This window comes from Corynebacterium sp. HMSC27B11, assembly GCF_001815985.1.
Lineage (GTDB): Bacteria > Actinomycetota > Actinomycetes > Mycobacteriales > Mycobacteriaceae > Corynebacterium.
In genome coordinates, this window is sequence record NZ_KV823550.1 from 115,802 (window position 1) to 141,742 (window position 25,941).

Sequence of the window (25,941 nt, forward strand, 5' to 3'; positions counted from 1 at the left end):
TGATGAAAAGAGGCGAGGACCTGCTGTGAGCAGCGCGAATTTCGGTCAGAACGAATGGCTGGTCGATCAGATGTACCAGCAGTATAAGAAGGACCCGGAGTCGGTTGACCCCGAATGGCGGAAGTACTTCGAGAAGAACGGCGAACTCGCCGGCAGCTCGGCGGGCGCAAATAACGGTGCCGCCACGAGCACCCAGAGCGCCCCAGCCGCCTCCACTGGCGCCGCCACCGCCGCTTCCGGCCGACGTGGTGGCCTGCGCGGCGACGCCGACGAGCGCGTCATCGAGTCTTATGACGCCATCCCGAAGCGCGTCGCCCCGCCGGAGCCGAAGCAGCCGGTAGAGGCCCCCGAGGCCGGCGAGCAGGTGATGCGGGGTGCCGCCCGCGCCATCGCTAAGAACATGGATGCCTCGCTGAGCATCCCGACCGCAACCACGGTCCGCGACATGCCAGCGAAGCTCATGTTCGAAAACCGTGCGATCATCAACCAGCAGCTGCTGGCCCGCGGTGGCGGCAAGATCAGCTTTACGCACATCATCGGCTGGGCCCTGATCCGCGCGGTTCAGGCTCACCCGGACATGAACCTGAATTACAAGGTCGTCGACAACAAGCCGACCGTCGTCACCCCAGAGCACATCAACCTGGGCCTGGCGATCGACATGAACAACAAGGACGGCAGCCGTAGCCTGGTCGTGGCAGCGATCAAGGAAACGGAGAAGATGAACTTCTCCGAGTTCGTTGACGCCTACGAGGACATCGTCGCCCGCGCCCGCGTCGGCAAGCTGACGATGGACGACTTCCAGGGCGTGACCATCTCCCTGACCAACCCGGGTGGCATCGGTACCCGCCACTCCGTACCGCGTCTGACCAACGGCCAGGGCGCGATCATCGGCGTTGGTGCGATGGATTACCCGGCCGAGTTCCAGGGCACCTCCGTCGACCGCCTCGGCGAGATGGGCATCGGCAAGCTCGTCACCATCACCTCGACCTACGACCACCGCATCATCCAGGGTGCGGAGTCCGGCGAGTTCCTGCGGACCATGTCCCGCCTGCTGATCAACGACAGCTTCTGGGACGAGATCTTCCAGGCCATGCACGTCCCGTACGCGCCGATCCGTTGGTCCCAGGACCTGCCGAACACCGGCGTGGACAAGTCCACCCGCGTCGCGCAGCTCATCGAGGCCTACCGCTCCCGCGGCCACCTCATCGCGGACATCGACCCACTGCACTGGGTCCAGCCGGGCCTGCCGGTGCCGGACCACTCCGACCTGAACATCGAATCCCACGGCCTGACCCTGTGGGACTTCGACCGCACCTTCAACGTCGGTGGCTTCAACGGTCGCGAGACCATGACCCTGCGCGAGGTGCTCGACACCCTGCGTAAGGCCTACACCCGCAAGGTCGGCTACGAGTACGCGCACGTCATGGACAAGGACGAGCGCCTGTGGCTGCAGCAGCACGTCGAGGGTGGTCAGCCGAAGTACTCTTCCGCAGAGCAGAAGTACATCCTGCAGAAGCTGAATTCCGCTGAGGCCTTCGAGAACTTCCTGCAGACCAAGTACATCGGCCAGAAGCGCTTCTCCCTGGAGGGCGCGGAGACCCTGATCCCACTGATGGATGCGGCTATCGACCGCGCTGCGGACTCGAAGCTCAACGAGGTTGTCATCGGCATGGCCCACCGTGGCCGCCTGAACGTCCTCGCCAACATCGTGGGCAAGCCTTATGCCCAGATCTTCACCGAGTTCGAGGGCAACATCGACCCGGGCTCCGCCGGCGGTTCCGGTGACGTGAAGTACCACCTGGGCGCCGAGGGCACCTACATCCAGATGTTCGGCGACAACGAGATCGACATCACCCTGACTGCCAACCCGTCCCACCTGGAGGCAGTCAACCCGGTGATGGAGGGCATCTCCCGCGCGAAGCAGGACCTGCTCGTCGAGAAGCACGGCGAGGACGCCAAGGGCTCGGTCATGCCGATCCTGCTGCACGGCGACGCAGCCTTCACCGGCCTGGGCATCGTCCAGGAGACGATCAACCTCTCCAAGCTGAATGCCTACTCCGTCGGCGGTACCGTCCACGTCATCGTGAACAACCAGATCGGCTTCACGACGACCCCGGACTCCGGCCGTTCGACCTACTACGCCACCGACCTGGCCAAGGGCTTCGACGCCCCGGTCTTCCACGTTAACGGTGACGACCCGGAGGCTGTCGTCTGGGTGGCACAGCTGGCGGTCGATTACCGCAACCGCTTCGGCAAGGATGTCTTCATCGACCTGGTGAGCTACCGCCGTCGCGGCCACAACGAGGCCGACGACCCGTCGATGACCCAGCCGCTGATGTACGACATCATCAACGAGCTGCCGACCTCCCGCGAGCAGTACACCGAGGCCCTCATCGGCCGCGGCGATATCTCCGAGGAGGAGGCCGAGCGCGCTGCACAGGACTTCCACGACCAGCTCGAGACCGTGTTCAACCAGGTCCGCGAGGCCGAGAAGGGCACGCCCCCGGCAGAGCAGACCGGCATCACCGGCTCCCAGAAGCTGCCGCACGGCCTGGACACCTCCATCTCCAAGGACCTGGTCCGCCAGATCGGCGACAAATTCTACGAGACCCCGGAGTGGTTCAACGCCCACCGTCGCGTGAAGCCACTCATCAAGCGCCGTAAGGAGATGAGCGAGAACGGCAACATCGACTGGGCCTTCGGCGAGCTGCTCGCCCTGGGTTCCCTGGCTGCCGAGGGCAAGCTCATCCGCCTCGTCGGCGAGGACTCCCTGCGCGGTACCTTCACCCAGCGCCACGCGGTCCTCTTCGACAACGAGGACTTCGACCGCTACAGCCCACTGCAGTCCCTGGCTGAGGACACCGGCAACGGCGGCCGCTTCGAGGCCTACAACTCCGCGCTCACCGAGTACGCGGGCCTGGGCTTCGAGTACGGCTACTCCGTGGGTAACACCGACGCGCTGACCCTGTGGGAGGCACAGTTCGGTGACTTCGCCAACGGTGGCCAGACCGTCATCGATGAGTACATCTCCTCCGGTGAGGCGAAGTGGGGCCAGAAGTCCAACCTGGTCATGCTTCTGCCGCACGGCTACGAGGGCCAGGGCCCGGACCACTCCTCCGCACGCATCGAGCGCTTCCTGCAGATGTCCGCGGAAGGTTCCTGGACCGTGGCTCAGCCGAGTACCCCGGCGAACTACTTCCACCTGCTGCGCCGCCACGCGCTGGGCTCCCTGACCCGCCCGCTGATCGTCTTCACCCCGAAGTCGATGCTGCGCAACAAGGCCGCGGTGTCCGCTGTTGAGGACTTCACGGATACGAAGAAGTTCACCTCGGTGATCGACGACCCGAACCAGAACGGCGTGAACAAGGACATCAAGACCGTCCTGATGTGCTCCGGCAAGATCTACTACGAGCTGGAGAAGAAGCGTCAGAAGGATGGTCGCGACGACGTCGCCATCATCCGTCTGGAGATGCTGCACCCGCTGCCGTTCAACCGCATCCGCGACGCTCTGTCCAACTACCCGAACGCGGAGTTCCGCTGGGTGCAGGACGAGCCGGCCAACCAGGGTCCATGGCCGTTCATCGCGCTGGAGCTGCCTGAGTACCTGCCGGGTATCCAGCTGAAGCGCGTGTCCCGTCGCCCGCAGTCCTCCACCGCAACTGGTGTGGCTAAGGTCCACCAGCTTGAGGAGAAGGCACTGCTCGAGGAGGCCTTCGCCGACTAGTCGGCATATTGCCCCCTGCTCCCCCAGCCAGCTGGCTGGGGGAGCTTTTTCTTGTATCTGGTAGCGCTCTTTACCCCGCCAATTTTCTAGCCGAGCCCCCTTCGCGCGCCCGCCCGGCTACGGCGCACTCCCTGCTCTTCTTGGCGAGCCCCCAGGTTGTGTGCGCCCTGCTAGGACTCGCGCTCCCCCAAGCCCTCGCTTATTGGACGTAGTCCTCGCCCGCAGCGGTCGCACGCAGCTTCTCGGTGGACCCCCCGCCGGCGACGTTATTGGCCGCGCGCAGTTCATAACGATCAGGCTGCGGCTTGGCCCACAGGGCGACGATGTTCTGTGGCAGGGTCTCGTCCTCGCAGATCACGGCAGCTCCGGGGTGGGTTGCCGCCAGCTCCGGCGGGAGCGCCGAGAGCATCGTGGAGTGCGTGATATCCCGCCACTCCACGCGGTCGGGCTTCTCCTCCGCCGCATACAGCTCGCGTAGTTCCCTGCCCTTCGCCGGGTCGAGAACGTCCAGCAGCTCCCCCACACAGCCGAAAGTCATGCTGACCTTGCCCTCGCGCAGCTGGTCAATTCTCTGCTCGGCGGAGATCGGCGTCGTGGAGACCTCTGGGGTGTCCTCGGTGATGTCCTCGAACTGCTCGACGTACTCCTGCGCCAGCGGCTCGATCAGCTCTTCCTCCATGCGTGGCCCGCCGTGGGTCCCGGTGCCGGCGTCCGGCACCCCGATCACGATGTGGTCCTTATCCGCGCAGGAAGCAAGCGGTGCCACCAGTGCCAGCGCCAGTCCAGCTACCACCACGCGCTTTCTTTTCGGGGTGCGCCCAGCATCGGCATTGCGCGGAAGAAACACGGTTTGCAGCTCTCCTTGGGTGAATTTCACAGCTTTAGGGTTCGCAGCGAAAGGCTTGGCTGCGAGGAATGCTCCTCATCCTATCGCGGGCCTGCCACCTGGCCGGGCATCGTGGCTGCGTAGGCACTCAAGTATTCTTGGCTACCATGACAGAAACTCGCGTTTATGCAGGCCGACTGGCCGGAATGATGCTGATGGGCCCCTACGGGGATTCCATAGGCCGAGTGCGGGACGTGGTGGTCACCATCTACCAGCACCGCAGCCACGTCCTGGGGCTGGTTATAGCCCTGCCCAATAAACGCCAGATCTTTCTGCCGATCCTTCGCGTGGCCAGCATCAACCCCTCGGAGGTGATGGCGACCTCCAGCTCGGTGAACCTGAAGCCCTTCCAGTCCCGCTCCGGTGAGATCAGCATTCAGCACGAGTTGGTGGGCTCCAAGGTGCACACGGACGATCCCGAACACGCCGAGCTGCATGGCCAGGCGCTGGAGATCGTGGACGTGGAGCTGAAACAGTCCCGCACCAGGGACTGGGAAGTCAGCCGCGTCGCGGTGGCCCAGCGCGGCCGCCTCGGCCGCCTGGGGAAGGTCGCGGTGGTGCCGCTTTCACGCATCCAGGGCCTGAGCGCGAGCGGCACCGGGCCTGCGGACAACAACGCCGAGCTGCTGGCGTCCTTCCAGGAAATGCGCGCCGCGGACATCGCCATCGCGCTGAACGACCTGCCGGAAGAACAGCAGACCAGGCTGGCCCGGGAGATCCCGAACGAGCGCCTCGCCGATGTCGTCGCGGAGCTGCCGGAGGATTCCCGCATCGCGATCCTCAATCAGCTCGGCGTGGAGCGCGCAGCCGAGGTTCTGGAGGAGATGGAGCCGGACGACGCCGCTGATGCGCTCGCCGAGCTCCCGGCCGGCACCTCGGACGTTCTCCTCGACCTCATGGATCCCGAGGACTCCGCCCCCGTGCGCCGCCTGATGAGCTTCTCCGCGGACACAGTCGGTGGCGTGATGACCTCCGAGGCAATCATCCTCACCCCACAGGCGACGGTTGCTGAGGCGCTGGCGCACGCCCGCAACCCCGATGTGTCCAGCTCTTTGAGCTCCCTGGTGTTCGTGGTGCGTCCGCCCCAGTCCACCCCCACGGGGCACTATCTGGGCTGCGTGCACCTGCAGAAGCTACTGCGGCATCCGCCCGCCACCCTGGTCAGCGAGCTGCTCGACCTCGACCTACCGGCCCTGTCCGTGGCCGATAGCCACGAGACCGCGGCGCGCTTCTTCGCGACGTACAACCTGGTCTGCGCGCCCGTGGTCGACGAGGGGAACCACTTGCTCGGGGTGCTCGCCGTCGACGACCTGCTAGACGCCCTGCTGCCGGAAGACTGGCGCGACCAGGACTGGCGTGTCAGCAACGAAGCACAGAAGGAACCACAGACGTCCTTGCAGGAAGGTGACGCGGATGCCTAAGAACTACAACCAGCCTGCCCTCGACACCCCGGTCACCGGGGCGCGCCGCTCGCTGTTTTCCTTCAACGGCGACGCCGTCGGCGCGGGCGCAGAGAAGGTGGCCCGCTTCCTGGGCACCGGCAAGTACCTCGCCTGGCAGACCCTCATCGTGGTGGTGTGGATCTGCCTCAACATCGGTGGCATGTGGTGGAACTGGGATCCGTACCCCTTCATCCTGCTCAACCTGGCTTTCTCCACGCAGGCTGCTTACGCGGCACCTCTGATCCTGCTGGCTCAGAACCGGCAGGACGACCGCGACCGCCTGGCGTTGAACGAGGATCGGCGCCGCGCTGCGGAAACCAAGGCCGACACGGAATTCCTTGCCCGGGAACTGGCGGGTGTGCGCATCGCGGTGGGCGAAACCGTGACACGCGACTACCTGCGCCGCGAGCTCGACGAACTCTCGGAACTGATGCGCCGCATTGAGGACAAGCTCGAGGACCGCGCCCACGACGAAGACGAGCGCGAGACGGCGGAGGGCGCTCGACGTGCAGGCGAATCCCCACGTGGCGAGGCCTAGCGGGCCTGCGGAGAGCCACGTGACGGGGCCGAGGTTGAATAAAGCGACCGCGCCCAAGGTACAGTGGCTTATTGGCTTGAGGGTCAGTTTTTGTGACCCAGACCCTCGAAAACACTTATAGGTAAAGAAGCAGATTTAAGGCGATGCCCATGGTTCAAGAATCTGATATTCGCAACGCATTGTCGAAGGTCGAGGATCCCGAGCTGAACCGCTCGATCACCGAACTCGGCATGGTGAAGTCCATCGAGATCGACGGCGCCGACGTGGCTGTCGAGATCTACCTCACCATCGCGGGATGCCCGATGAAGTCCCACCTCACGGAGGAAACGCGGAAGGCCGCAGAAAGCGTGGCCGGCGTCGAGAACGTCACCGTCACCACCGACGTGATGAGCGACGAGCAGCGCCGCGAGGTGCGCAAGCTCGTCCGCGGCGACGCCGCCGACCCGGTGATCCCGTTCGCGCAGCCGGACTCCACGACCCGCGTCTACGCTGTGGCCTCCGGCAAGGGTGGTGTGGGCAAGTCCTCCACCACGGTGAACCTGGCGGTCTCCCTGCAGCGCCGTGGCCTGAAGGTCGGCGTGATCGACGCCGATATTTACGGTCACTCCATCCCGAACATGATGGGCAGCACCGACCGGCCGCACCAGGTCGACGAGATGATCATGCCACTGCAGGCGCACGGCGTGAAGCTGATCTCCATCGGCCACTTTGTCGGCGACAACTCCCCGGTCGTGTGGCGTGGCCCGATGCTGCACCGTGCGATCCAGCAGTTCCTCGGCGACGTGTTCTGGGGCGACCTGGACATCCTGCTGCTCGACCTGCCGCCGGGAACCGGCGACGTGGCGATCTCGGTCGCGCAACTGGTGCCGAACGCTGAGCTGCTGATCGTGACGACTCCGCAGGCGGCTGCCGCGGAGGTCGCGGAGCGTGCGGGCTCCATCGCGCAGCAGACCCGCCAGCGCATCGGCGGCGTGATCGAGAACATGAGCTGGATGCAGATGCCGGATGGCTCGAAGAACGAGATCTTCGGCTCCGGTGGTGGCCAGCTGGTGGCCGATCGCCTGTCGCAGATCGCGGGTACGAAGGTGCCGCTGCTGGGCCAGATCCCGCTGGACCCGAACCTGCGCATTGGCGGCGACCTGGGTAACCCGATCGCCCTCTCAGAGCCGAACTCTGAGGCAGCTCAGGCCTTCGGCGCGATCGCCGATCACCTGGCGCTGCGGCGTTCCTCCCTGGCCGGCAAGTCCCTCGGCCTGGGGGTCACCCGCAAGTAGCTTTTGGACTCAACGGCTAACGCCCGCTCGCTGAATCTTCAGCGAGCGGGCGTTTCGGTTTCCCACAGTGCTCTAGCGGAGCAACTAAAGTGCACGGCACTCCCGGCTAGGGCTCCCAGTGGGCGTTAGAGGACGTCGTCCCACACCCCGGCTGCCCGTGGCGGCGCAGTGCGCTCCCCCGCCGCGGGCTGCTGGGGCTGCTGGCTCGGCGTGCTCCCCGAAGTACCGCCCGGTGCTCCCTGGCCGGCAGAGCTGGCCGAAGCCGCCGCGGTGGAGGCGCTCCCTGCGCCCTGGTCCCCCGCCCCTGCCTGGGAGCCGGCCAGCGGGGCTTGTGAGGAGGGGCGCTCGGCGCTGGTGTGCCCGGCCGGATTGGTCACCGAGTTCACCGAGTCGGCCAACTGGCGGCCGGTGTTCTCCAGGTCGTTGAAGAAGGCGTCGTCCCCATCGAAGAGAGCCTTGGTTACCAGCCCGCGCGGCCCCATCCGGCGGTACTCGTTGATCTGGCTCAGCGGCTTCTGGAATTCCTTGAATTCAGGGCCGAAGTCCTCATCCAGCTGGCGACGCGCGTCGTTGACGAGGTTGCGAAAGGCCAACGCCACCGCGCGGATATCTTTGATCATCCCCGGCAGCCGCTCCGGGCCGATAACAATCAGCCCGATGATCAGCAGCACCAGGATGTTGAACCAACTGATGGAAGAAAACACGCCTCCACTTTAGCCCACCGGACAAGCGGACTTAAGACCTCCTGGCGTCGCGAAGCTGGTGAATGAACAGCTCGATTTTCGCCGCCAGCGTGCGCGGGAATCGCCGGCCAGCGATATCGAAATTCAGCTTCTGCTCGGCGCCATCTCCCCCACTGCGCGCACCCGCTCGGCCACGGTCGCCAGCAGCGGCGACACCAGCGGCACGCGTGTTCTGACCGTTTCGCGCAGCCGCCTGGGGATCGACCGAGTCTTGCGGGATCGCCGCCAAGCGCGACAGCAGTGCGGCGGGCAGCCCCTGGCCCTCGTGCTCAACCGTGTGGCCCGGGCCGTGCTGCTGCGCCATGGCGGTACGCATCGCCTGGGCAACCTCGCGCTGGGACAGCACCTCACGGCGGCAGTCCGCACAGTTCACGAGATGAATGCGCGCGCGTTCAGCCGCGCGGGGGCTCAGTTCCCCATCCACGAGGGCGACGATGGCCTCCGGCCCCAAGTGACCGATCTCCATAGCTCCCACCTTAGGATCCGACGTAGTGCAATTCACCCTGCTTTTCCACGAGCCTAACCTTCATCTGCGCACGAGCGCGGTGGATGCGGGAGCGCACTGTCCCCAACTTCACGCCAAGAGTGACGGCGATTTCGTCGTAGCTCATGTCCAGACCATCCCGTAGCACCAGCGCCACACGATACTCCGGCTGCAGGTCGGCCAGCGCCGCATCCAAGGCAGGGTCGAGGTGGTTGAGCTCGAAGGCAGCCTCAGGCGTGGGCTCCGAGGAGGCGGCCGGGGTCCAATACTCCGGGTATTCCTCCAGCGCGTCCATCCGAATCTTGGATCGGTGGCGCACCATGTCCAGGAAGAGGTTCGTGGTGATGCGGTGCAGCCAGCCCTCAAAAGTGCCGGGACGGTAGTGCTTGAGGCTGCGGAACACCCGCATAAAGGTTTCCTGGGTCAGATCCTCGGCATCCTGCTGATTGCCAGAAAGCTGATATGCCAGCCGGTACACGCGATCAGCGTGCTCGGCCACCAGCTCGGACCAGGAGGGCATCTCAGCCTCGCCGGCATCAAATGCGGCGGTGGTGGCAGGGCTCGTTACCTGCCCGTCAGCCTGGGGGTGGGGGCTGGCGTTCGAGTGAGTCATGTTTTTCAGCATGTCATGCGGAGTTCCCTGCGGGGTAGTTTCCGACTGGGGAAACGCTGTGAACTTTGGCCGCCACCCCACTTTGGCCACAGTGATTAACAAGCGTTTCTATTTCCTTAAAAACCCCGCCCTATCAGGCATGTCTTGAACCCAAATCAAGTCCCCGTGCCATAGTCTCGACAATCGTGAACTCTGCAAATAATTCCAGCATCAACGCCATCAAGTCCTACGTCGAGCAGACCACCCCTGCCGATGAGGCACTCGCCGCCGCGGCCGAAGCTGCCCGCGAATTCGGTCTGCTCGTCCCGGACGCCGTGACCGCAGAACTCCTCCGGTTCCTCGCGGCCAACACCGCGGGCCGCGCGGCGCTGGGCGGCCACACCCCCACCGGGATCATCATGTCCCCAGCGTGTGGCCTGCTGGGTTCCCACCTCTTCCGTGGCTTCTACGCCGCCGGCGCCACCCAGGCGCACCTGACCTGCATCGAGCCTGAGGTCCAGCACCAGCAGCTCGCGAAGAATGCCTTCAAGCAGATCGGCATCGCTAGCAACGGCTTCCGCTTCCTACCCAGCCGTCCCCTGGACGTCATCGGACGGCTCGCCTCCACCAGCTACGACCTCGCGATTGCAGAGTGCGCGGTCGAGGACATCGAGGCCACCGTGGCAGCCACCCTCCCCACTCTTCGTTCCGGTGGCGTCCTCCTCCTGCTGGACACGCTGCTGGACGGCACCCTCGCCGACGCGGAGCGCACCGACCGCCAGTCCGTCTGTGCCCGCGAGGCCGACGAGTACATCACGAGCCTGGACGGCGTGACCGCCGCCCACCTGCCCGTCGGCGCCGGCGCCACCATCATCACAAAGCACTAGTCCCTCCTTCGCCCCCACGGCTCCCCTCTTTCCACCGGCGGCAGCCTCCGGGCAGGCGCTAGCTGGGCGAACTCCGCCCTGCCTCGCACGCAATCCGCTGGTATAAACGGGGTCATGGCTAACCCTTCCGCAGAACACACTTCCGCGCCGGTCAACCCGCAGCTTGCAGGCACTGACGCGGAGCTCCCCCACCAGGCCCCAGAGCTTCACATCACCGCCGAACGCGGTGTGCTCGAGGCCCCGGCGGGAGCCGTCTTCGCCGATGGCGCGATCCACGTCTTCCACCAGTTCCGCACGAAGCGCAGCAACGGCTCGCGGTGGGCGCACGTCACCGCCTCCCACATCCCCTACGACTGGGACATCAACGACGACGTCCTCAAGCCCGAGGGCGAGGAGCTGGACGTCCTCGCGGGTTCCGCCCTCACCCTCCCGGCCGCAGACGGCACCCCGGAGACCGTTGAGCTGATCTTCGTCACCTCCGAGCCACGCGACGCGGGCGCCAAGCGCGAAGAACTGCTGGGCAGCCAGGTCGCGAATGGCCGCCGTGGCGCGCGTACCTTCCGCATCCAACGCGCCCAGATCGACAACCTCGCCACCCTCAACGAAGTTTCCGACGACCCGAAGGCCGTGGCCGCCGGCGTGCGTCGCCTGGGCCCCATCGACGTCGACGATTCCGCCCACCCGGTCGCTGACCTGGTCACCCCGAGTGTGGTCCCCCTCGGCGAGGATAGCTGGGGCATGCTGGCTCTGAACCTCGTCAACGACGAGGACGCCGAGATCGTCTGGCTTCTCTCCGAGGACCGTCAGCGCTGGCGCGTGGCCGGTGCGGTCGAGATCGACGGCGATGTGTCCCTGCCCGCATCCCGCCCGTTCGCCCCGCGTCTGGTCAAGATGACCGACCAGGGCGATGGCCAGGACTACCACGTCCTCATCCTCACCTACCGCGACGACGGCACCTGGAAGGCCGAGGGCGACGAGGTCACCGGCTATCTCGTCGGACGTATCGACACCCCCGCCGCAGGGAAGGTCACTTTCCGGCCCCAGGGTGAGTTCCGCGTCCTGGACCACGGCCACGACCTGACCCGCCCCCGCATCATCCCGGGCGACACCCCCGCGCTGATTGGCCTGGTGGGCGCCCACCCGGACGCCAGCACCGGCGCGGACTGGGCCAATTGCCTATCCACGCCGCGCGCCCTCACCCTGCTGGACGGGTCGCTGTACCAGGACATCGTTGGCGCCCCGCAAGCCGTGCACGCTTTCTCCGACTTCGGGCTCATCTGGACTGGACAGCTTGCTCCAGGCGAAGGAAAGGTGGAGCTCAGCGTGCGCAACATGGACGGCGGGGAGATCGCGCTGATCACCTACACCAAGGACGCGGTGTCCGTCACCCGCGAAGGCGACACCCGCACCGCGTCCCTCGCAGACCCGGAGGCCGACGTGCTCACCGTCTTCATCGACGGCCCGCTGTGCGAGGTCTACGCCGATGGAGGTGCGGCGACGCTGACGAGCAGCATCTCGGCGGCGGTACCGGTCAGTGACGTTAAGGTCACCGCGACCGGCGGGGCCCGCACCGAAGTCTCGATGGTCACCCTGGGCCGCCAGCTGCAGCGCCTGCACGCGGGTCTGAACTCGGCCGCCGCTCAGGAGCAGATCATCGCAGATTCTGCGCAAGCCGATCGGGATATCGAGGCCGGCGCTATCGACGACCTGCTGGATCTGGATTAAAGCGGGTATCTGCCACGGCTTTCTGCGTGAGCAATGCCAGAGCCCGGGCGGGAACGCGTGTTCCCTGCCCGGGCTTTAGCTTTGCTGTGGGGCGCTGACGTGGCTGGCCGCTGGTGAGCGCGCGTGCCGCGGAGAGGCGCCGGCAACAGTGTGAGCGCCAGCAAGGGGGCTTGCCTCTCCCCTGCTGCTCGCGTTAGGCCTTCGCGAGGCGGGTGATCTTCGCGCGCGCGGTGACGTTCATCTGCGGCGGCAGGTTCTCGATGCGCTCGGCGAGCACCTTGGAGTGAATGTGGCGCGCGGACGGGCTCATGCCGATCTGTGCGGCAATGGAATCCTGGTCGAGGGTCATCGCGAACTCCACGGTCTCCGACTCCCCGACCGGGGTGAGGTGGCCGGAGGCCTGCTCGATCATGCGCTCGACCTTGCCCTCCTCAACCTCGATGATGCCCAGTGGCTCGCGTAGCTCGTGCAGGTGGCCGGCGTCCGCCGTGAGGACGACGACCTCCCCGCCCGGCTTCAGAATGCGGGCGAACTCGGCAGCGTTGCGCGGGGCAAAGACGACCATGATGGCGTCCACGGACTCGTCCTGGATCGGCAGTCGCGACCAGGCGTCCGCGACGACAGCGCCAATGCGGGAGTGGGCCTTAGCCAGGCGCTTGACCGCCGCGGTGGAGACGTCGATGCCCACGCCGCGGGAGTTTTCGATGGTGTCGAGCGCGTGGCTCAGGTAGTAACCGGTTCCTGCGCCGATCTCCACCAGCCCTGGGTGGCTACTCGGCGCGACCCCAGCGTCGTCCAGCACGTCCTCCACCTTGTGGGTGACGGCCTCGACGAAGGGAGCGAAGTGCCCGCCGGTGAGGAAGGTTTCGCGGGCGCTAATCATCGCGGCGTCATCGCCGGAGTAACGAAGCCCGGCCCCGCCGGCCAGCGTTACGTAGCCCTGGCGGGCGATGTCGTAGCTATGCCCCGAGTCGGACACGAGGGTTCGCCACTGCGCGTCACCAGCCGACAGCGCGGTTCCGTCCACCGGGTCCGCCAGCAGATCAATCACATCAGAAAGCACAGTCGCGCTCCTTCATTCAAGCCTCAAGAACTTCTTTTATAAACTATTTGGCTAACCACTGTACAAGTGTGCGGGCACCGAACCCGGTACCGACCGGCGAGACCTCCGCGTAGGTCTGCTCCGCGCGACCCGGACCAGCGATATCCAGGTGGATCAGGTCGACCCCGCGGGTGAACCGGCGGAGGAACATCGCCGCAGTGGTCGCACCCGGCCCCTTCGGAGCCTGGCGGACATCCGCGATCTTCGAATCCACCGCCTGCTCCAGGTACTTCGGCTGTGGCAGCGGCCACCACTGCTCACCGACCTGGGCACCCCGGCGCGCGAGCTTCAGCGCTACCTGCGGGGTGGGCGCGAACACCGCTCCCGTGCGCAGGCCCAGGGCCAGCTTCGCGGCACCCGTGAGCGTGGCGATGGAGATGATGGCATTCGGCTCGTACTTCTTGGCCACGTAGCTGATCGCGTCGGCCAGGACCATGCGGCCCTCGGCGTCGGTGTTGGTCACCTCGGAGGTAATGCCACCGTAGTGTTCGACGACATCTCCCGGCCGGTAGGCGTCCCCGGAGACCATGTTCTCCGCCATCGGGACGATCGCGACGACCTTGCGCGGCACCTGTCCTTCCGCGAGCGCCCGGAAGGCGGCGATGACGCTCGCCCCGCCGGTCATGTCCGTGCGCATGAGATCCATCCCAGCGGCGGGCTTGATGCTGATACCACCGGTATCGAAGGTCACTCCCTTGCCGACCATGGCGATGGGGCTGCGGCGCTGTGGCAAGCCGATGCTCTCGGGATCCCACACCATCTCCACCATGACCGGCGGCCGGGAGGATCCGGAGCCCACCGCAATGATGCCGCCGAAGCCCTTGCTACGTAGCCACTCGGCGTCGCGGACCTTCACCTTGACGCCCGGGATGTTCCCGACCAGCTTCTTCGCGCGCTTAGCCAGCCATTCCGGGGACTTCACGTTGCTGGGGGCGTTAGCCAGATCCCGTGACAGGCAGGTTGCCTTACCCAGCTGCACGCCGTCGCGCACCGCGCGGCGCAGCCCCAGGTTCGTGCGATTGTCGATGCTGCGGTGCGCCGGGTTGTCCCATGCCAGGTGGAGGTTGCGTACCGCACCGGGTCGCTTCTCATTCGTTGTGACGAACTCGTGGCCACCCACGATCGCGCCGATGATGAGGGAGCGTAGCTGGCGCGGCTTGATATTGGCGGGCAGGTGAAGCTGGACGAGATGACGCTTGGAGCGCACCGGGTGGCCTGCGACGACCTGGTTCATGTGGCGGATGACCTGCGCCCCGCGGGCGCGCCAGCCGTCGTCGAGAAAGTCGCTGTGCTCGGAAAAGTCAGATGCCCGCGTGGGCGCATCAGGCAGCCCCACGACCCATTCGACGGGTTCTCCGTTCGCGCTGATCTCAACTCCGCGGGCAGGCTCGCGATCCGCGTCGAAGCGCACATTCAGCACTTCGGTTCCCTCGACGGGCGCGCCGAAGGTGATCTCGGGTACAGCCTGCGGAATCTTGGGAATGGGAGCCACGGTTTATGCCCTTTCTGCTGCTTGTTTATCTTCCTTATTATCCCCGGCGGCTGGGGGCGCTTGCTTATAGTCGCCCGGCTGGCCTGGGTCGCCGAGGTGGGTGGCGAGCCGCTCGAGCAGGGCGTCGACTTCGGCCGCGTCGTACCCGCGGAGGGAGCGGGTGAACTTCACCTGCCGTAGGTTCGCCCCGGTGAGCTCACAATTCGCGCGGAACTCCGCTGCCTGCCTTTCGGCGGGGTGGTCTGCTCGCGGCCCGGTGTACTCCCCCGGGCCGAATACGCGCCCCACCAGGTAAACGAGAAGCCCCGCGACAAGTGCCGCGCCGGCGATCGAAAAGATCCAGTACATCCTTGGGGTTTCTCCTAGGGCTGCTCCCGGCGGAGCATCTCCAGCTCCTCCTCGATTCGACCGCGCTCGCGTTCGAGGTCCTCGCGGCGGCGCTTCAAGCTTTCGGTGTGCTTATCGTGCGCACGGTGGCAAAATTCCATGGCGTCCTCGGGGTCGTCTGTGAGGTGAATCAGGTCGACGTCCTCGGGAGAAATCATCTTCTCCTCGACGAGTCGCTCCTTAATCCAGTCCACCAGCGGACCCCAGAATTCCGTCCCGACGAGGATGATCGGGAAGCGTTGGATCTTCTGGGTCTGAACCATCACCAGAGCCTCGAAGAGCTCGTCGAGGGTACCGAAACCGCCAGGCAGGCAGATGAAGGCCTGGGAGTACTTCAGGAACATCGTCTTGCGCACGAAGAAGTAGCGGAAGTTCATACCCAGCTGCACCCAGTCGTTGAGGCGCTGCTCGTGGGGCAGCTCGATGCCCAGGCCGATGGAGAGCCCGCCCGCATCTGCCGCACCCCGGTTCGCGGCCTCCATCAGGCCTGGACCACCGCCCGTGATCGTGGCGTAGCCACTGCGGGCGATCAGCGTGCCGATCTGCTGGCCAAGCTTGTAGTACTCGTGGTCTTCCCGGACGCGTGCGGAGCCAAAGACGGTGATCGCCTTCGGGATCTTCGCGAGCGCGCCGAAGCCGTCAACGAACTCGGCCTGGATCCTCATCACGCGCCACGGATCCGTGTGCAACCAGTCGGTGCTGTCCTGGGGCTGAAGCAGGCGCTGGTCGGTCGTGGAGTCCTTCGGCTCTGAGTCCGGAGTCCCCCGGTACAGAACGGGCCCACGGAAACGAAAATCGGAGAGATTGGCCGAATCTGTGGCCGGAAAGTTGGGGGTGGGGTCTTCAGTAGTCATCGCTACTCATCTTAACGGTGACCCAGGACACGTGGCCGCCGACAATCTCCTGGCACGGCCAGCATTCCCCCTTAACAGGTGCAGTGCGCGCCCCCGCAGGCCTGGAAGTGGGCAAAGAAGTGGACTTCATTGTCTGACGCGCGCGTGAATATGGTCTAATTCATACATGAATTCCCCCAATACTCAGTCGGCTGCCGACACCACAGCGGCAACCCCAGAGAGTGGCTCCGCCCTCGGCAAGGGGCTTGAAACCCGACACCTCACCATGATGGGCCTCGGCTCCGCTGTCGGTGCCGGCCTGTTCCTCGGAACAGGCGTCGGCATCGAAGCAGCCGGCCCTGCTGTCCTCTTGTCCTACATCGTCGCCGGTGTCATCGTCATCTTCGTGATGCAGATGCTGGGCGAGCTCGCGGCCGCGCGCCCGGCCTCCGGCACTTTCGCCACCTATGGCCGCCTGGCATTCGGTAACTGGGCGGGTTTCTCGCTCGGCTGGCTGTACTACTTCATGCTCGTGATGGTCATGGGCGCCGAGATCACCGGCGCCGGCGCCATCATGGGTAAGTGGTTCGGCGTGGATGGCTGGATTCCTGGCCTGATCGCGGTCGTCTTCTTCACCATCGTCAACCTCACCGCCGTGCGCGGCTTCGGCGAGTTTGAGTACTGGTTCGCGTTCATCAAGGTCGCGGTCATCGTCATCTTCCTCGTCATCGGCCTGGGCCTGCTCTTCGGCTTCTTCCCGAGCTTCGAGAGCCCTGGGCTCTCCCACTTCAGCGACTTCGCGCCGAACGGCATCTCCGGCATGGCTGCCGGCCTACTCGCTGTTGCTTTCGCATTCGGCGGAATCGAGATCGTGACCATCGCCGCAGCCGAGGCCAAGGACCCCACCACTTCCATTGCCTCCGCCGTGCGCGCCGTCATCTGGCGCATCTCCGTCTTCTACCTGGGCTCGGTCTTCCTGATCACCGCCCTGCTTCCGTACTCCACCCTGGGTGACGCTGAGACCGCCGCAGAGTCCCCCTTCACCCGCGTGCTGGAGCTGGCGAACATCCCGGGTGCTGTGATGCTCATGGAGATCGTCATCGTCCTGGCCCTGCTCTCGGCATGTAACGCCCAGATCTACGCCACCTCCCGCCTGCTGTTCAGCTTCAGTAGCACTGGCTACGCACCGAAGATCTTCCGGAAGACGAACTCCAAGCAGGTTCCGATCCCGGCAGTGTGGGCATCCCTGTTCTTCGCCTTCCTCTCGGTGACCCTGCAGGTCTGGGGCCCAGAGAACCTGATCGGCATCCTATTCAACGCCGTCGGCGGCTCGCTGCTGGTGATCTGGGTGATGATTGTGCTCTCCGAAATCAAGCTGCGCCCGGCTCTCGAGGCCCGCGGCAAGATGCCGGTCCGGATGTGGGGCTACCCGTTCCTGCCGTGGCTGACCGTTGCCCTGCTGCTGGGGCTCACCATCCTCATGCTGTGGGATCCCTCGGCCCGAGGCCAGGTCATCACCGTGGCCGTCGCTTTCGCTGCGCTCTCCGCACTGGGCTACATCGTGGGCAAGGTTAACCCTGCTGCCCAGGACCACGAGGAGATGACGCTCTAGAACATCACCGGCGCCCCGGGCCCTCCTGGGGCGTCTCACGTGGCAAGAAAAGTCAACGGCCTCGAAAGCACAAAATGGTGCTTCCGAGGCCGTTTTCTTTGAATCTATACCGCGCCCTCACCCACCGCGCCCTCACCCAGCGCGGCGAGACGCTGGGCGGCCTGGGCGATCTGCTCATCGCTAGCGGTCAGCCCCACCCGGACATGCTGTGCTCCGGCGGATCCATAGAAGTGCCCCGGAGCCACGAGGATGCCAAGTTCCACGAACCGGTCCACCGTCTCCCACGCATCCCGGCCTTCGGTGGCCCAGATATAGAGCCCGGCTTCGGAGTGCTCGACCGTGAAACCGCCAGCGGCCAGCCCGGCAAGCAGCACCTCACGGCGCTCCCTGTAGCGCTGCCGCTGCAGGGTTTCGAAATCATCGGAACTCAGCGCCGCGATCATCGCGCGTTGGATCGGCCCCGGCACCATGCCCCCGGCGTGCTTCCGGATCCCGAGAATCTCAGCCATGAGCTCCTGGTCACCTGCGAGCCAGCCCGCGCGGTAGCTGGCCATATTGGAGGTCTTCGACAGCGAATGCACCGCGATCAGGTTGCGGTGGTCGCCATCGCAGACCCGCGGATCGAGGATGGAGACGGGCGCGTCGGCCACCTCGGTGGCCTCCCACCCCAGGCCGAGGTAGCACTCGTCGGAGACAACGATGCAGTCGCGCTGCCGGGCGAAGTCCACGACCTTGCGAAGGTGCTCTACCCCGAGCACTGCGCCGTGCGGGTTCGCGGGCGAGTTGAGGTAAATCAGGGCTGGAGTTTCGGGCCCCAATTTCAGCAGCGAATCAGCGCGCAGCACCCGGCAGCCCGCGAGTTTCGCGGAGACCTCATAGGTCGGATACGCCAGCTCTGGGATGACCACCAGCGAATCGGCATGGATGCCGAGGTCCATCGGCAGGCTCGCGATCGCCTCCTTGGTGCCGATCACCGGCACCACGGCATCCTCGCTGAGCCCGGTGACACCGAAGCGTCGGGCCATCGCGGCCACGATGGCTTCCCTGAGTTCAGCGGAACCTTCGGTGGGCGGGTAGCCCGGCTGCCACGCGGCCTCCGTCAGCGCGAGCTGGACGTTCGGGGGGACGTCGTCGACTGGCGTTCCGACGGAGAGGTTAATCATCCCGTCGGGGTGGGCGGCAGCTCGCTGCGTCGCTTCAGCCAGAGTGTCCCAGGGAAACGCTGGAAGCCGCTCGGCGGCGGGGGTGCGAAAAGCTGGTGACCGTCGAGTCACGGGTTCACTCTCCTCATTGAAAAACTCCCGGTGCCCCACCAGAAGCACCGGGAGCCGGGCACGCGGCCGACACTGTGAAGGCCGGCCTTCCAGCCACTTAGGCCTGGGGTGGCAGGGCCGCGATCATCGGGGCGTCGAAGTCCTGCGGGCCAAGCGCCGCAGCACCGCCCGGGGAGCCCAGGTCGTCGAAGAACGCCGCGTTGGCGTCGTTGTACTCTTCCCACTCCTCCGGGATGTCGTCCTCGTAGAAGACGGCCTCGACCGGGCAGACCGGCTCACACGCGCCGCAGTCCACGCACTCATCTGGGTGGATGTACAGCATGCGCTTGCCTTCGTAGATGCAGTCCACTGGGCACTCTTCGACGCAGCTGCGGTCCAGGACGTCGACGCATGGTTGCGCAATCGTGTAGGTCATTATTCTCCCTTATGCACTATCGGGTCTAGCGCTAACGGCTAAGCACTTATCTCTTTATTCTGTCACTCGGGCGGGTTCAATTCGAATCACGATCGGCCGTGGGGTCGATATACATGACCGGAATCGCGCCACCCAGCAGCCCCGCTGCGAGCAGGCCGAGCGTGGTGATGCTTTGCGGGATCAAGGTATCCCCGCTGGAGCTGAGGGCAGGCCACAGCAGCAGCGCGATGAATCCCGCCAGCCAGATCCAGGTGGGGATGGCAGCGATCGCTTTATTCGGGGTCCACAGCAGCGCGGTTTTGGTGATGATCCAGTTGAACACTCCCGCGAACACGATCGTCCAAGGCAACGGAATACTCACCTCGCCGATGCTGATGCGGCTGCCCAGGTAGAGCACGGAGACGAAGAGCCCGAAGGCAGCCCCAACGCTCAGCCAGGCGATCCCCGCAATCCGTTCGCGGCGGGTGGTGTCACGGCGCACCTGACTGCGGTTCGGGTCTCCCCAATGAGGCTCGCTCCGGCGTGTCTCTTCGGGATTGACGGCACGGTGGTTTTGGCTTGTCGCGTTGTCAGCCATTCTCACCCCGTACCTTCCCGTCGTTACCGTGTTCTTGGGCGGTCCCGTTGCTGGGAACCACGAAGTCAAAGTGTAGCAGACTGATCTGTCTGTTTGTGTTTGGGTCAGCGTTCTTCACCCAGCCCAACTGATAACCCTCGACGGGGAGGATCGGCTGGCTGATGAGGTTCGACAACGCGAAGAGGTACTCCCCCGTCGGCGTGACCACGTCCCGAGCTTCGGGGTTGACGTCCGTTCGAGTACCGTCGGCGACCCACAACTGCGTGGCGTGCGCCGCCATCGCCTTCCGCTTGGCCGCGACGTCCTCGGGCGCGCCCTGGACGAAGGCGTCGATAAACTCTTCCGCGACCAGCGCGACCTCCCCGTCCTCCGCCTTACGCCAGCCTTCCGGCACCTCCGCGCCCGCCATCGCCGCGTGGAATGCCTCTGCCGGAGTGACGGCCCACCAGATCTCGTGCGGGGCGGCCTCCTCGCCCGCGTCCACGAGTCGGCGGACTGCTTCGTGGGTCACCCGGTGGGCTCGGATGTGGTCGGGGTGCCCATAGCCGCCGTCGGGGCCGTAGGTGACGAGCACCTCCGGGCGCTCACGGCGGAGCACCGCGAGCAGCTGCTCAACCTGTAGCTCCCAGTTATCCTCCGACTCCCCGGCGAAGGCGCGGGGGTGCCGGATCGTCGGGGTATCCGCCATCCCGGAGTCCCGCCAGCGGCTCAGCCCACCCAGGAACTGCGGGCCCTGCTGAACCCCGAGGTGCTCAAGGGCTTGCTGCAGTTCCCCGATGCGGAAACCGCCCAGCAGGTCGGAGTGCTCGGAGGTGAGGTTCTGGTACTTCTCCCCGATCACCTCCCCTTCTTCACCGAGCGTGCAGGTCAGCACGGAAGTCTCCGCACCTACCCGGGAGCTCGCGGCCACCAATAGGCCGGTAAACAAGGATTCATCATCCGGGTGGGCGTGGATAAACATCACCCGGCGCGGTGCCGCGTGGGTGGCGGGCTTAGTCATCTGAACGTGGTACCTCCGGTTCTGGGGCTGCCGTCGTCGGTTCCGCCACGTCCTGGCGCGTCCAGCGGGCACCGCCGAAAAAAATTCCACTATAGGGGTCGAAAGGCCACTGCTCGACGGGCTTGTCGGAGCCCACGAACTCTGGGCTCGCAGCGTAGTACTGCTCATCGCGCAAGAGTGGCAACAGCACGGACTGGTTCTGCACCAGCGCGTTCACCTGCTCGATAGCTGCGGCGGAATCTTCACCGTCGCGCACCTCGGCGATGGCTTCGTCGATTGCCGGGTCGCAGAGGCCCGTGATGTTCGCGCCGAAGGTTCGCTGCGGGGACCCTTCCGCCGGCTCCACCGACGGGGTGGCCTCCGTCTCGCCAGGTTCTTGTGACGAGCTCGCCTTGTCGGATTCGGTGGCCTTTTCGCTGGTCGCGGAGCTGACGGTCGACTCCTCGGACTTGCTGTCCTCGCCCGACGTTTTATCCTCGGCAGCCCGTTCCTCAGCCTGACGCAGCGTCTCCGGCTGGACGCAGGAGAACTGGTTGGCCACGTCCGTGGGGGTATCCGGGGTGCGCCCCCACAGCACCGACGCGTCTACCTCCCCCTCGGGGATCATCTCCTCCAGCAGATTTTCCGCATCCACAGTCAGAGCCTGGGCGTTGATCCCGTTGCGGCTGAGCTCATCAGCGATCGTGCGGGCGGCGATGGCCGCCTGTTTGTCGTTATTGGGAGCGGCGATGGTGAAGGGGCGCTCGTCGAACAAAGCCCGGGCCTCGTCCGGCATCTGTTCGGTGGGTCGCTCACCCCATTCCGGAGGGGTGACGTCCCTATTCCCGGAGACGATCTGCGCCACGGTGTCTGGCTTGATCGCCGCCAAGGCTGCGCGGCGCACAGCCATCTGGTTCATCCGCTCCGAATCGAGATTGAGAGCGAAGTTCAGCTGGACCTTCCGGTCCCGCTGGGTGCCGCGGACATCCGGCACCTCGCCGAGGGTCAGCGCCGCCAGCCCCGCTGGGTAGGAGGCGTACATCTGCAGCTGCCGGGAACGCAGCATCTGCGCCCCCGTGTGAACATCCGGGACCGCCCGGAGGACCAGCTTATCCGTGGCGGCAGGGGCTGATCCCCAGTAGCGGTCGTTGCGCTGCAGCTCAATGACACCGCGCCCAGCGTCTACTGCGTGAACCCGATAAGCTCCGCCCGAGGCCACCGATCGCTCGTTCATCATCGTGGCGAACTGCTGCCCCTCAGCCCGATAGATATGGCTCGGCAGCAGATGCCGGAACAACTGCCGCCAACCTTCCTGCGGCTCGCTAAAACTCACGCGAACCCTTGAGCCTCCCCCGGAGACCTTGATCCCAGATATTTTGCTGTATTGGGCAGCATTCTCCGCGATGCGCTGGGTGCGCAGCTCATCCCAGAGGTACTGGAAATCACTGCCAGAGATCGGGGTGCCGTCGGACCACTGGGCGTGCGGGCGCAGGGTGTAGGTCACCTCGGTCGGCGCCTCAGGGTTATCGGCATCCACCTTGACCAGGAGGTCCTTGTTCATCACCCAGCGGTTGCCGAAGCGATTGAACGCGGACGGCAGTGTGAGATCAGCGACCGCCATCGTGGATTGGCCCAGGTTTCCGACGATGTGCGGGTTCAGGTTGCCGTCGAATTCATTGACGCCAATGTTGATCTCCCGCAGCTTCGAATCCGGAGTGTCTTCGTTCTTTTCCTCGCTAGGCTCCTTGGCCTTGGGCTTGGCCGGCTCCTCCACGGTGGGGGCATCGCCGGGGCGGGCCTGGCAGCCTGCCAGCACGAGGCTGAGCGCCACCGGGGTGGCCACGAGGGCAGCAAAAAAGCGCTGACGGGGTTGCCTCTGAGTAACTGCCAAGACCAACCTCCGTCAGCGCCACTGCGCTCTATCACGCCCGTGCGGGTGGCTCCCCGCCGCGGGCGAAGAGCACATTACTTGTTACGAGCCTTCTCGCGGGACCGGGCGCGAGCGCGCTCGGTTGCGTTAAGGACCAGCTTACGCACGCGAATGACGTCCGGCGCGACCTCGACGCACTCGTCGTAGCCACAGAATTCCATGGCTTCCTCGAGGCTCATCTCGTGGGCCTTCGCCAGGGTCACGGTCGTGTCCGCGGACGCGGCGCGCATGTTCGTCAGCTTCTTTTCCTTGGTGACGTTGACGTCCATGTCCTCGTCGCGGTTGTTCGCGCCGACGACGACGCCCTCGTAGACCTCGGCGCCCGGCTCGACGAAGAACTGACCGCGGTCGGCGAGGTTGATCAGCGCATAGGCGGTGACCTGGCCGGTGCGGTCCGCGACCAGGGAACCCGTCGGGCGGCCCTTGATCTCGCCAGCCCAGGGCTGGTAGCCCGCAGAGTAGTGGTTGGCGATACCGGTGCCGTGGGTCTCGGTCATGAAGACAGTACGGAAACCAATGAGTCCACGAGCAGGCACGACGAAGTGCATGCGGATCCAGCCGGAGCCGGTGTTGTCCATGGACTCCATCCGGCCCTTGCGGGCGGCCATCAGCTGGGTGATGTTGCCCAGGTACTCCTCTGGAGTGTCGATGGTGAGGTTCTCGTAGGGCTCCATGAGCTGACCGTTCTCGGTGCGGGTCACGACCTGTGGCTTACCGACGGTGAGCTCGAAGCCCTCGCGACGCATGGTCTCAACGAGGACGGACAGCGCCATCTCACCACGGCCCTGGACCTCCCAGGCGTCGGGCCGCTCGGTCGGCAGCACGCGGAGGGAGACGTTACCGATCAGCTCCTGATCGAGGCGGGCCTTCACCATGCGGGCGGTGAGCTTATCGCCACCGCCACGACCAGCCATCGGGGAGGTGTTCACGCCGATCGTCATGGAGATCGCAGGCTCATCTACGGCGATGCGCGGCAGCGGATTCGGGTGCTCCGGGTCGGCGAGAGTATCGCCGATCATGATGTCGTCGATGCCAGAGATCGCGGCGATGTCACCGGCGATGACCTCCTCGGCGGGCACACGGGTCACGCCGACGGTGCGCAGAAGCTCGGCGATCTTCGCGGTCTTGACGTGCTGCTCGCCCTCCTCGTCGTAGTGGATCCACGCGACCTGCTGGCCCTTGCGCAGCACGCCGGAGTGGATGCGGACCAGGCCGATGCGACCCAGGAAGGAGCTGGAGTCGAGGTTCGTGACGTGGGCCTGCAGCGGGCCTTCGATGTCGGCGGAAGGCTCCGGGAGAGTGTCGTACAGGACGTCGAAGAGGGGCTGCAGGTCCGGGGAGTTCGGGACGTTGCCGTTGCCCGGGTTCTCGGTGGACGCCTTACCCTCGCGGCCGGAGGTGTAAAGCACCGGCAGCTCCAGAAGGGACTCGGCGGCCTCCATGGCCTCCTCGTCCTCCAAGGTGGAGGCCAGCTCGAGGAGCAGGTCCTGCGCCTCTTCGACGACCTCGTCGATGCGGGCATCCGGGCGGTCAGTCTTGTTCACGCAGATGATGACCGGCATCTTGGCGGCCAGCGCCTTGCCGAGCACGAAGCGGGTCTGCGGCAGCGGACCCTCGGAGGCGTCGACGAGCAGCACCACACCGTCCACCATGGACAGGGCGCGCTCGACCTCACCGCCGAAGTCGGCGTGTCCCGGGGTGTCGATCACGTTGATGACGAGGTCGGAGCCGTCCTTACCGAGTCCCTTGCGGCGAATCGCGGTGTTCTTCGCAAGGATCGTGATGCCCTTTTCGCGCTCCAGGTCACCGGAGTCCATGACACGGTCCTCGACTTCCGCGTGCGGGTCGAAGGCGCCGGACTGGCGCAGCATGGCATCGACGAGAGTCGTCTTTCCGTGGTCGACGTGCGCAACGATGGCGACGTTTCGAAACTCGGTATGGGTCACTAGTTCAACGCTTCCTTAAAAATATTGACTATGAGCGATTGGCTATTCCTACGGTGCCAATGTTAGCGCCGCGGTTGACTCCACTATTTTTCCACATGCCTCGAAGTTTTTCTGCATGCGTTATCCCGCCCTGCGCTCGCCACCCCTGTGCACTCCCCCGCTTCCGGGGTCAGGTGGCGGCCAGAAAAGTTTTATCGTTTTCCCCAACTTTTCACGCCGTGCTGATATTGTGAACCAAACCAAACAACAAGCGTGCAAGCGCTGACTGCCCGTCGCCCGTAGAGCGGTGATGAGCAGCACCAGGTTTGCCGGCCCGAAATAATCCACAACCAGCACTGGAAGGCACCACCCGGAATGAACGTCAAGGCCACCTCTTCTCGCAAGCGCACGTGGGGCCGCCGCGCCGCCACGACCTTTGCCGCGATGGCGCTCAGCGCCACGGCTGTCATCAGTCCAGCGCAGGCAGCCCCTGTCGGCTCTCTCGATCACCTCGGCCGTCCGGCACCGCACGTGCTGAACCAGATCGAGCAGTTCGCGAACACCCCTGGCCTGCCGGATAAGGCCAAGTCCGCCCTGGAGTCGGTGGTCGGCTTCTTCCGCGGCGATGGGGACAAGGACCCAGGTGTCTACCTGCCGAAGGGCGGCCCGGCATTCACCCAGTTCGCCTTCCCGACGGTGTCCATGAAGTGCATCGATGGCAAGAACAAGGCCGTCGGTACCGCCATGGCTGTTCCGGGCCCGGCACCGCTGCCGCTGCCTGGTGTGGCGGCGGGCGAGGTGAACTTCGTCTTCACCGCACTGGGCACGGGCCCAGCGGCCAAGAAGCAGGCCATCCCGATGCGTGTCCACTGGGTGAACATCAACAACGGCCGCACTGGCACCACCGTGCTGGGTAACAACGGCATCAACCCGAAGGGACCGGGCACCGTCAACGGCGCCGCAAAGACCGGCCCGGGCACCGTCCTCGCCCTGCTTGAGGGCGGCGTGACCACGGTGGAAGAGAACTCCGGCCCGTCCAACTGTGGTTTCAGCCCGACCGTGGCAATGATCAACGTCCGCTAAAACAGCCGCGATGACCATCGCCGGCTAGCACAGCGCC

At 65.4% G+C, this 25,941-nt stretch carries 22 protein-coding genes; 8 read left to right on the forward strand and 14 right to left on the reverse strand.

The features are described 5' to 3' along the window. Positions 1-25 precede the first annotated feature (25 nt). A complete protein-coding gene (locus tag HMPREF3097_RS03360; protein WP_070760928.1) occupies positions 26-3,724 on the forward strand; it encodes a multifunctional oxoglutarate decarboxylase/oxoglutarate dehydrogenase thiamine pyrophosphate-binding subunit/dihydrolipoyllysine-residue succinyltransferase subunit in 3,699 nt (1,232 codons plus the stop codon). 199 nt (positions 3,725-3,923) lie between these two features. Here the strand turns inward: HMPREF3097_RS03360 and HMPREF3097_RS03365 are convergent, their stop codons facing one another. After that, positions 3,924-4,520: a hypothetical protein gene (locus HMPREF3097_RS03365; RefSeq protein WP_246821240.1), complete on the reverse strand. Its 597-nt coding sequence runs from the start codon at positions 4,518-4,520 to the stop codon at positions 3,924-3,926. Between the two features lie 197 nt (positions 4,521-4,717). Between HMPREF3097_RS03365 and HMPREF3097_RS03370 the strand changes: the two genes are divergently transcribed. From HMPREF3097_RS03370 to HMPREF3097_RS03380, 3 genes are all read left to right on the forward strand, one after another. Next, entirely contained in the window at positions 4,718-6,031 is a 1,314-nt protein-coding gene (locus HMPREF3097_RS03370; RefSeq protein WP_246821241.1) for a magnesium transporter MgtE N-terminal domain-containing protein, read from the forward strand. Next, entirely contained in the window at positions 6,024-6,590 is a 567-nt protein-coding gene (locus HMPREF3097_RS03375) for a DUF1003 domain-containing protein (protein ID WP_070760934.1), read from the forward strand. The genes HMPREF3097_RS03370 and HMPREF3097_RS03375 overlap by 8 nt, the downstream gene beginning before the upstream one ends. A gap of 143 nt (positions 6,591-6,733) precedes the next feature. Beyond that, positions 6,734-7,864: an Mrp/NBP35 family ATP-binding protein gene (locus HMPREF3097_RS03380; RefSeq protein WP_070760936.1), complete on the forward strand. Its 1,131-nt coding sequence runs from the start codon at positions 6,734-6,736 to the stop codon at positions 7,862-7,864. A 125-nt stretch (positions 7,865-7,989) separates the two neighbouring features. Here HMPREF3097_RS03380 and tatB read toward each other — a convergent pair whose 3' ends face one another. Genes tatB through sigE form a run of 3 tightly spaced genes read right to left on the reverse strand, consistent with a single transcriptional unit; the run spans position 7,990 to position 9,704 of the window. Continuing rightward, a complete protein-coding gene (gene tatB, locus HMPREF3097_RS03385) occupies positions 7,990-8,568 on the reverse strand; it encodes a Sec-independent protein translocase subunit TatB (RefSeq protein WP_070760938.1) in 579 nt (192 codons plus the stop codon). 31 nt (positions 8,569-8,599) lie between these two features. Next, a complete protein-coding gene (locus HMPREF3097_RS03390; protein ID WP_070760941.1) occupies positions 8,600-9,073 on the reverse strand; it encodes an anti-sigma factor family protein in 474 nt (157 codons plus the stop codon). 10 nt (positions 9,074-9,083) lie between these two features. Next, a complete protein-coding gene (gene sigE / locus HMPREF3097_RS03395; protein ID WP_070761029.1) occupies positions 9,084-9,704 on the reverse strand; it encodes an RNA polymerase sigma factor SigE in 621 nt (206 codons plus the stop codon). Between the two features lie 185 nt (positions 9,705-9,889). Here sigE and HMPREF3097_RS03400 point away from each other — a divergent pair, with 185 nt between their 5' ends. Then, positions 9,890-10,570, forward strand: coding sequence for an O-methyltransferase (locus HMPREF3097_RS03400; RefSeq protein WP_070760943.1), 681 nt, complete (start codon positions 9,890-9,892; stop codon positions 10,568-10,570). 114 nt (positions 10,571-10,684) lie between these two features. Then, a complete protein-coding gene (locus HMPREF3097_RS03405) occupies positions 10,685-12,295 on the forward strand; it encodes a glycoside hydrolase family 32 protein (protein WP_070760945.1) in 1,611 nt (536 codons plus the stop codon). A gap of 193 nt (positions 12,296-12,488) precedes the next feature. Here the strand turns inward: HMPREF3097_RS03405 and HMPREF3097_RS03410 are convergent, their stop codons facing one another. The 4 genes from HMPREF3097_RS03410 to HMPREF3097_RS03425 are packed head-to-tail and all read right to left on the reverse strand — an operon-like array spanning position 12,489 to position 16,130. Continuing rightward, a complete protein-coding gene (locus HMPREF3097_RS03410) occupies positions 12,489-13,358 on the reverse strand; it encodes a methyltransferase domain-containing protein (RefSeq protein WP_070760947.1) in 870 nt (289 codons plus the stop codon). A 43-nt stretch (positions 13,359-13,401) separates the two neighbouring features. After that, complete coding sequence (locus tag HMPREF3097_RS03415; protein WP_070760949.1) at positions 13,402-14,889, reverse strand: leucyl aminopeptidase family protein; 1,488 nt, start codon at positions 14,887-14,889, stop codon at positions 13,402-13,404. A 3-nt stretch (positions 14,890-14,892) separates the two neighbouring features. Next, entirely contained in the window at positions 14,893-15,237 is a 345-nt protein-coding gene (locus tag HMPREF3097_RS03420; protein WP_070760952.1) for a DivIVA domain-containing protein, read from the reverse strand. A 14-nt stretch (positions 15,238-15,251) separates the two neighbouring features. Further along, positions 15,252-16,130 (reverse strand): LOG family protein, encoded by an 879-nt coding sequence (locus tag HMPREF3097_RS03425; protein WP_070760954.1) that lies wholly within the window; start codon positions 16,128-16,130, stop codon positions 15,252-15,254. Between the two features lie 166 nt (positions 16,131-16,296). On the opposite strand from HMPREF3097_RS03425, the gene HMPREF3097_RS03430 reads away from it, so the two are divergent. Beyond that, a complete protein-coding gene (locus tag HMPREF3097_RS03430; protein ID WP_070760956.1) occupies positions 16,297-17,721 on the forward strand; it encodes an amino acid permease in 1,425 nt (474 codons plus the stop codon). 104 nt (positions 17,722-17,825) lie between these two features. On the opposite strand, the gene dapC is transcribed toward HMPREF3097_RS03430, so the two are convergent. The 6 genes from dapC to typA all read right to left on the reverse strand — a co-directional run bounded on the left by dapC (position 17,826) and on the right by typA (position 24,842). Further along, positions 17,826-18,995, reverse strand: a complete 1,170-nt coding sequence (gene dapC, locus HMPREF3097_RS03435; protein ID WP_070760958.1) for a succinyldiaminopimelate transaminase — start codon at positions 18,993-18,995, stop codon at positions 17,826-17,828. A 97-nt stretch (positions 18,996-19,092) separates the two neighbouring features. Next, on the reverse strand, positions 19,093-19,410 hold the full coding sequence (gene fdxA, locus HMPREF3097_RS03440; RefSeq protein ID WP_012359913.1) for a ferredoxin: 318 nt from the start codon (positions 19,408-19,410) through the stop codon (positions 19,093-19,095). A 76-nt stretch (positions 19,411-19,486) separates the two neighbouring features. After that, positions 19,487-19,987 carry a hypothetical protein gene (locus HMPREF3097_RS03445; protein WP_070760960.1) on the reverse strand — a complete coding sequence of 167 codons (501 nt, stop codon included), beginning with the start codon at positions 19,985-19,987 and terminating at the stop codon, positions 19,487-19,489. Further along, positions 19,980-20,987, reverse strand: a complete 1,008-nt coding sequence (gene mshB / locus HMPREF3097_RS03450; protein ID WP_070760962.1) for an N-acetyl-1-D-myo-inositol-2-amino-2-deoxy-alpha-D-glucopyranoside deacetylase — start codon at positions 20,985-20,987, stop codon at positions 19,980-19,982. Before mshB ends, HMPREF3097_RS03445 begins: the two co-directional genes overlap by 8 nt. Continuing rightward, positions 20,980-22,857 carry an ABC transporter family substrate-binding protein gene (locus HMPREF3097_RS03455; RefSeq protein WP_246821243.1) on the reverse strand — a complete coding sequence of 626 codons (1,878 nt, stop codon included), beginning with the start codon at positions 22,855-22,857 and terminating at the stop codon, positions 20,980-20,982. The genes mshB and HMPREF3097_RS03455 overlap by 8 nt, the downstream gene beginning before the upstream one ends. Before the next feature lie 74 nt (positions 22,858-22,931). Beyond that, positions 22,932-24,842 (reverse strand): translational GTPase TypA, encoded by a 1,911-nt coding sequence (typA, locus tag HMPREF3097_RS03460; RefSeq protein WP_070760964.1) that lies wholly within the window; start codon positions 24,840-24,842, stop codon positions 22,932-22,934. A gap of 354 nt (positions 24,843-25,196) precedes the next feature. Here typA and HMPREF3097_RS03465 point away from each other — a divergent pair, with 354 nt between their 5' ends. Further along, on the forward strand, positions 25,197-25,904 hold the full coding sequence (locus HMPREF3097_RS03465; RefSeq protein WP_070760966.1) for an Rv1157c family protein: 708 nt from the start codon (positions 25,197-25,199) through the stop codon (positions 25,902-25,904). The last annotated feature ends 37 nt before the right edge of the window (positions 25,905-25,941 follow it).

Bases quoted from the DNA above. Each gene is read 5' to 3' on its own strand.
- HMPREF3097_RS03420 (WP_070760952.1), bottom strand. From the start codon at position 15,237: ATGTACTGGATCTTTTCGATCGCCGGCGCGGCACTTGTCGCGGGGCTT.
- fdxA (WP_012359913.1), bottom strand. From the start codon at position 19,410: ATGACCTACACGATTGCGCAACCATGCGTCGACGTCCTGGACCGCAGC.
- HMPREF3097_RS03425 (WP_070760954.1), bottom strand. From the start codon at position 16,130: ATGACTACTGAAGACCCCACCCCCAACTTTCCGGCCACAGATTCGGCC.
- HMPREF3097_RS03430 (WP_070760956.1), top strand. From the start codon at position 16,297: ATGAATTCCCCCAATACTCAGTCGGCTGCCGACACCACAGCGGCAACC.
- HMPREF3097_RS03390 (WP_070760941.1), bottom strand. From the start codon at position 9,073: ATGGAGATCGGTCACTTGGGGCCGGAGGCCATCGTCGCCCTCGTGGAT.
- HMPREF3097_RS03375 (WP_070760934.1), top strand. From the start codon at position 6,024: ATGCCTAAGAACTACAACCAGCCTGCCCTCGACACCCCGGTCACCGGG.
- HMPREF3097_RS03370 (WP_246821241.1), top strand. From the start codon at position 4,718: ATGACAGAAACTCGCGTTTATGCAGGCCGACTGGCCGGAATGATGCTG.
- HMPREF3097_RS03445 (WP_070760960.1), bottom strand. From the start codon at position 19,987: ATGGCTGACAACGCGACAAGCCAAAACCACCGTGCCGTCAATCCCGAA.
- mshB (WP_070760962.1), bottom strand. From the start codon at position 20,987: ATGACTAAGCCCGCCACCCACGCGGCACCGCGCCGGGTGATGTTTATC.
- HMPREF3097_RS03380 (WP_070760936.1), top strand. From the start codon at position 6,734: ATGCCCATGGTTCAAGAATCTGATATTCGCAACGCATTGTCGAAGGTC.
- sigE (WP_070761029.1), bottom strand. From the start codon at position 9,704: ATGACTCACTCGAACGCCAGCCCCCACCCCCAGGCTGACGGGCAGGTA.
- HMPREF3097_RS03465 (WP_070760966.1), top strand. From the start codon at position 25,197: ATGAACGTCAAGGCCACCTCTTCTCGCAAGCGCACGTGGGGCCGCCGC.
- HMPREF3097_RS03405 (WP_070760945.1), top strand. From the start codon at position 10,685: ATGGCTAACCCTTCCGCAGAACACACTTCCGCGCCGGTCAACCCGCAG.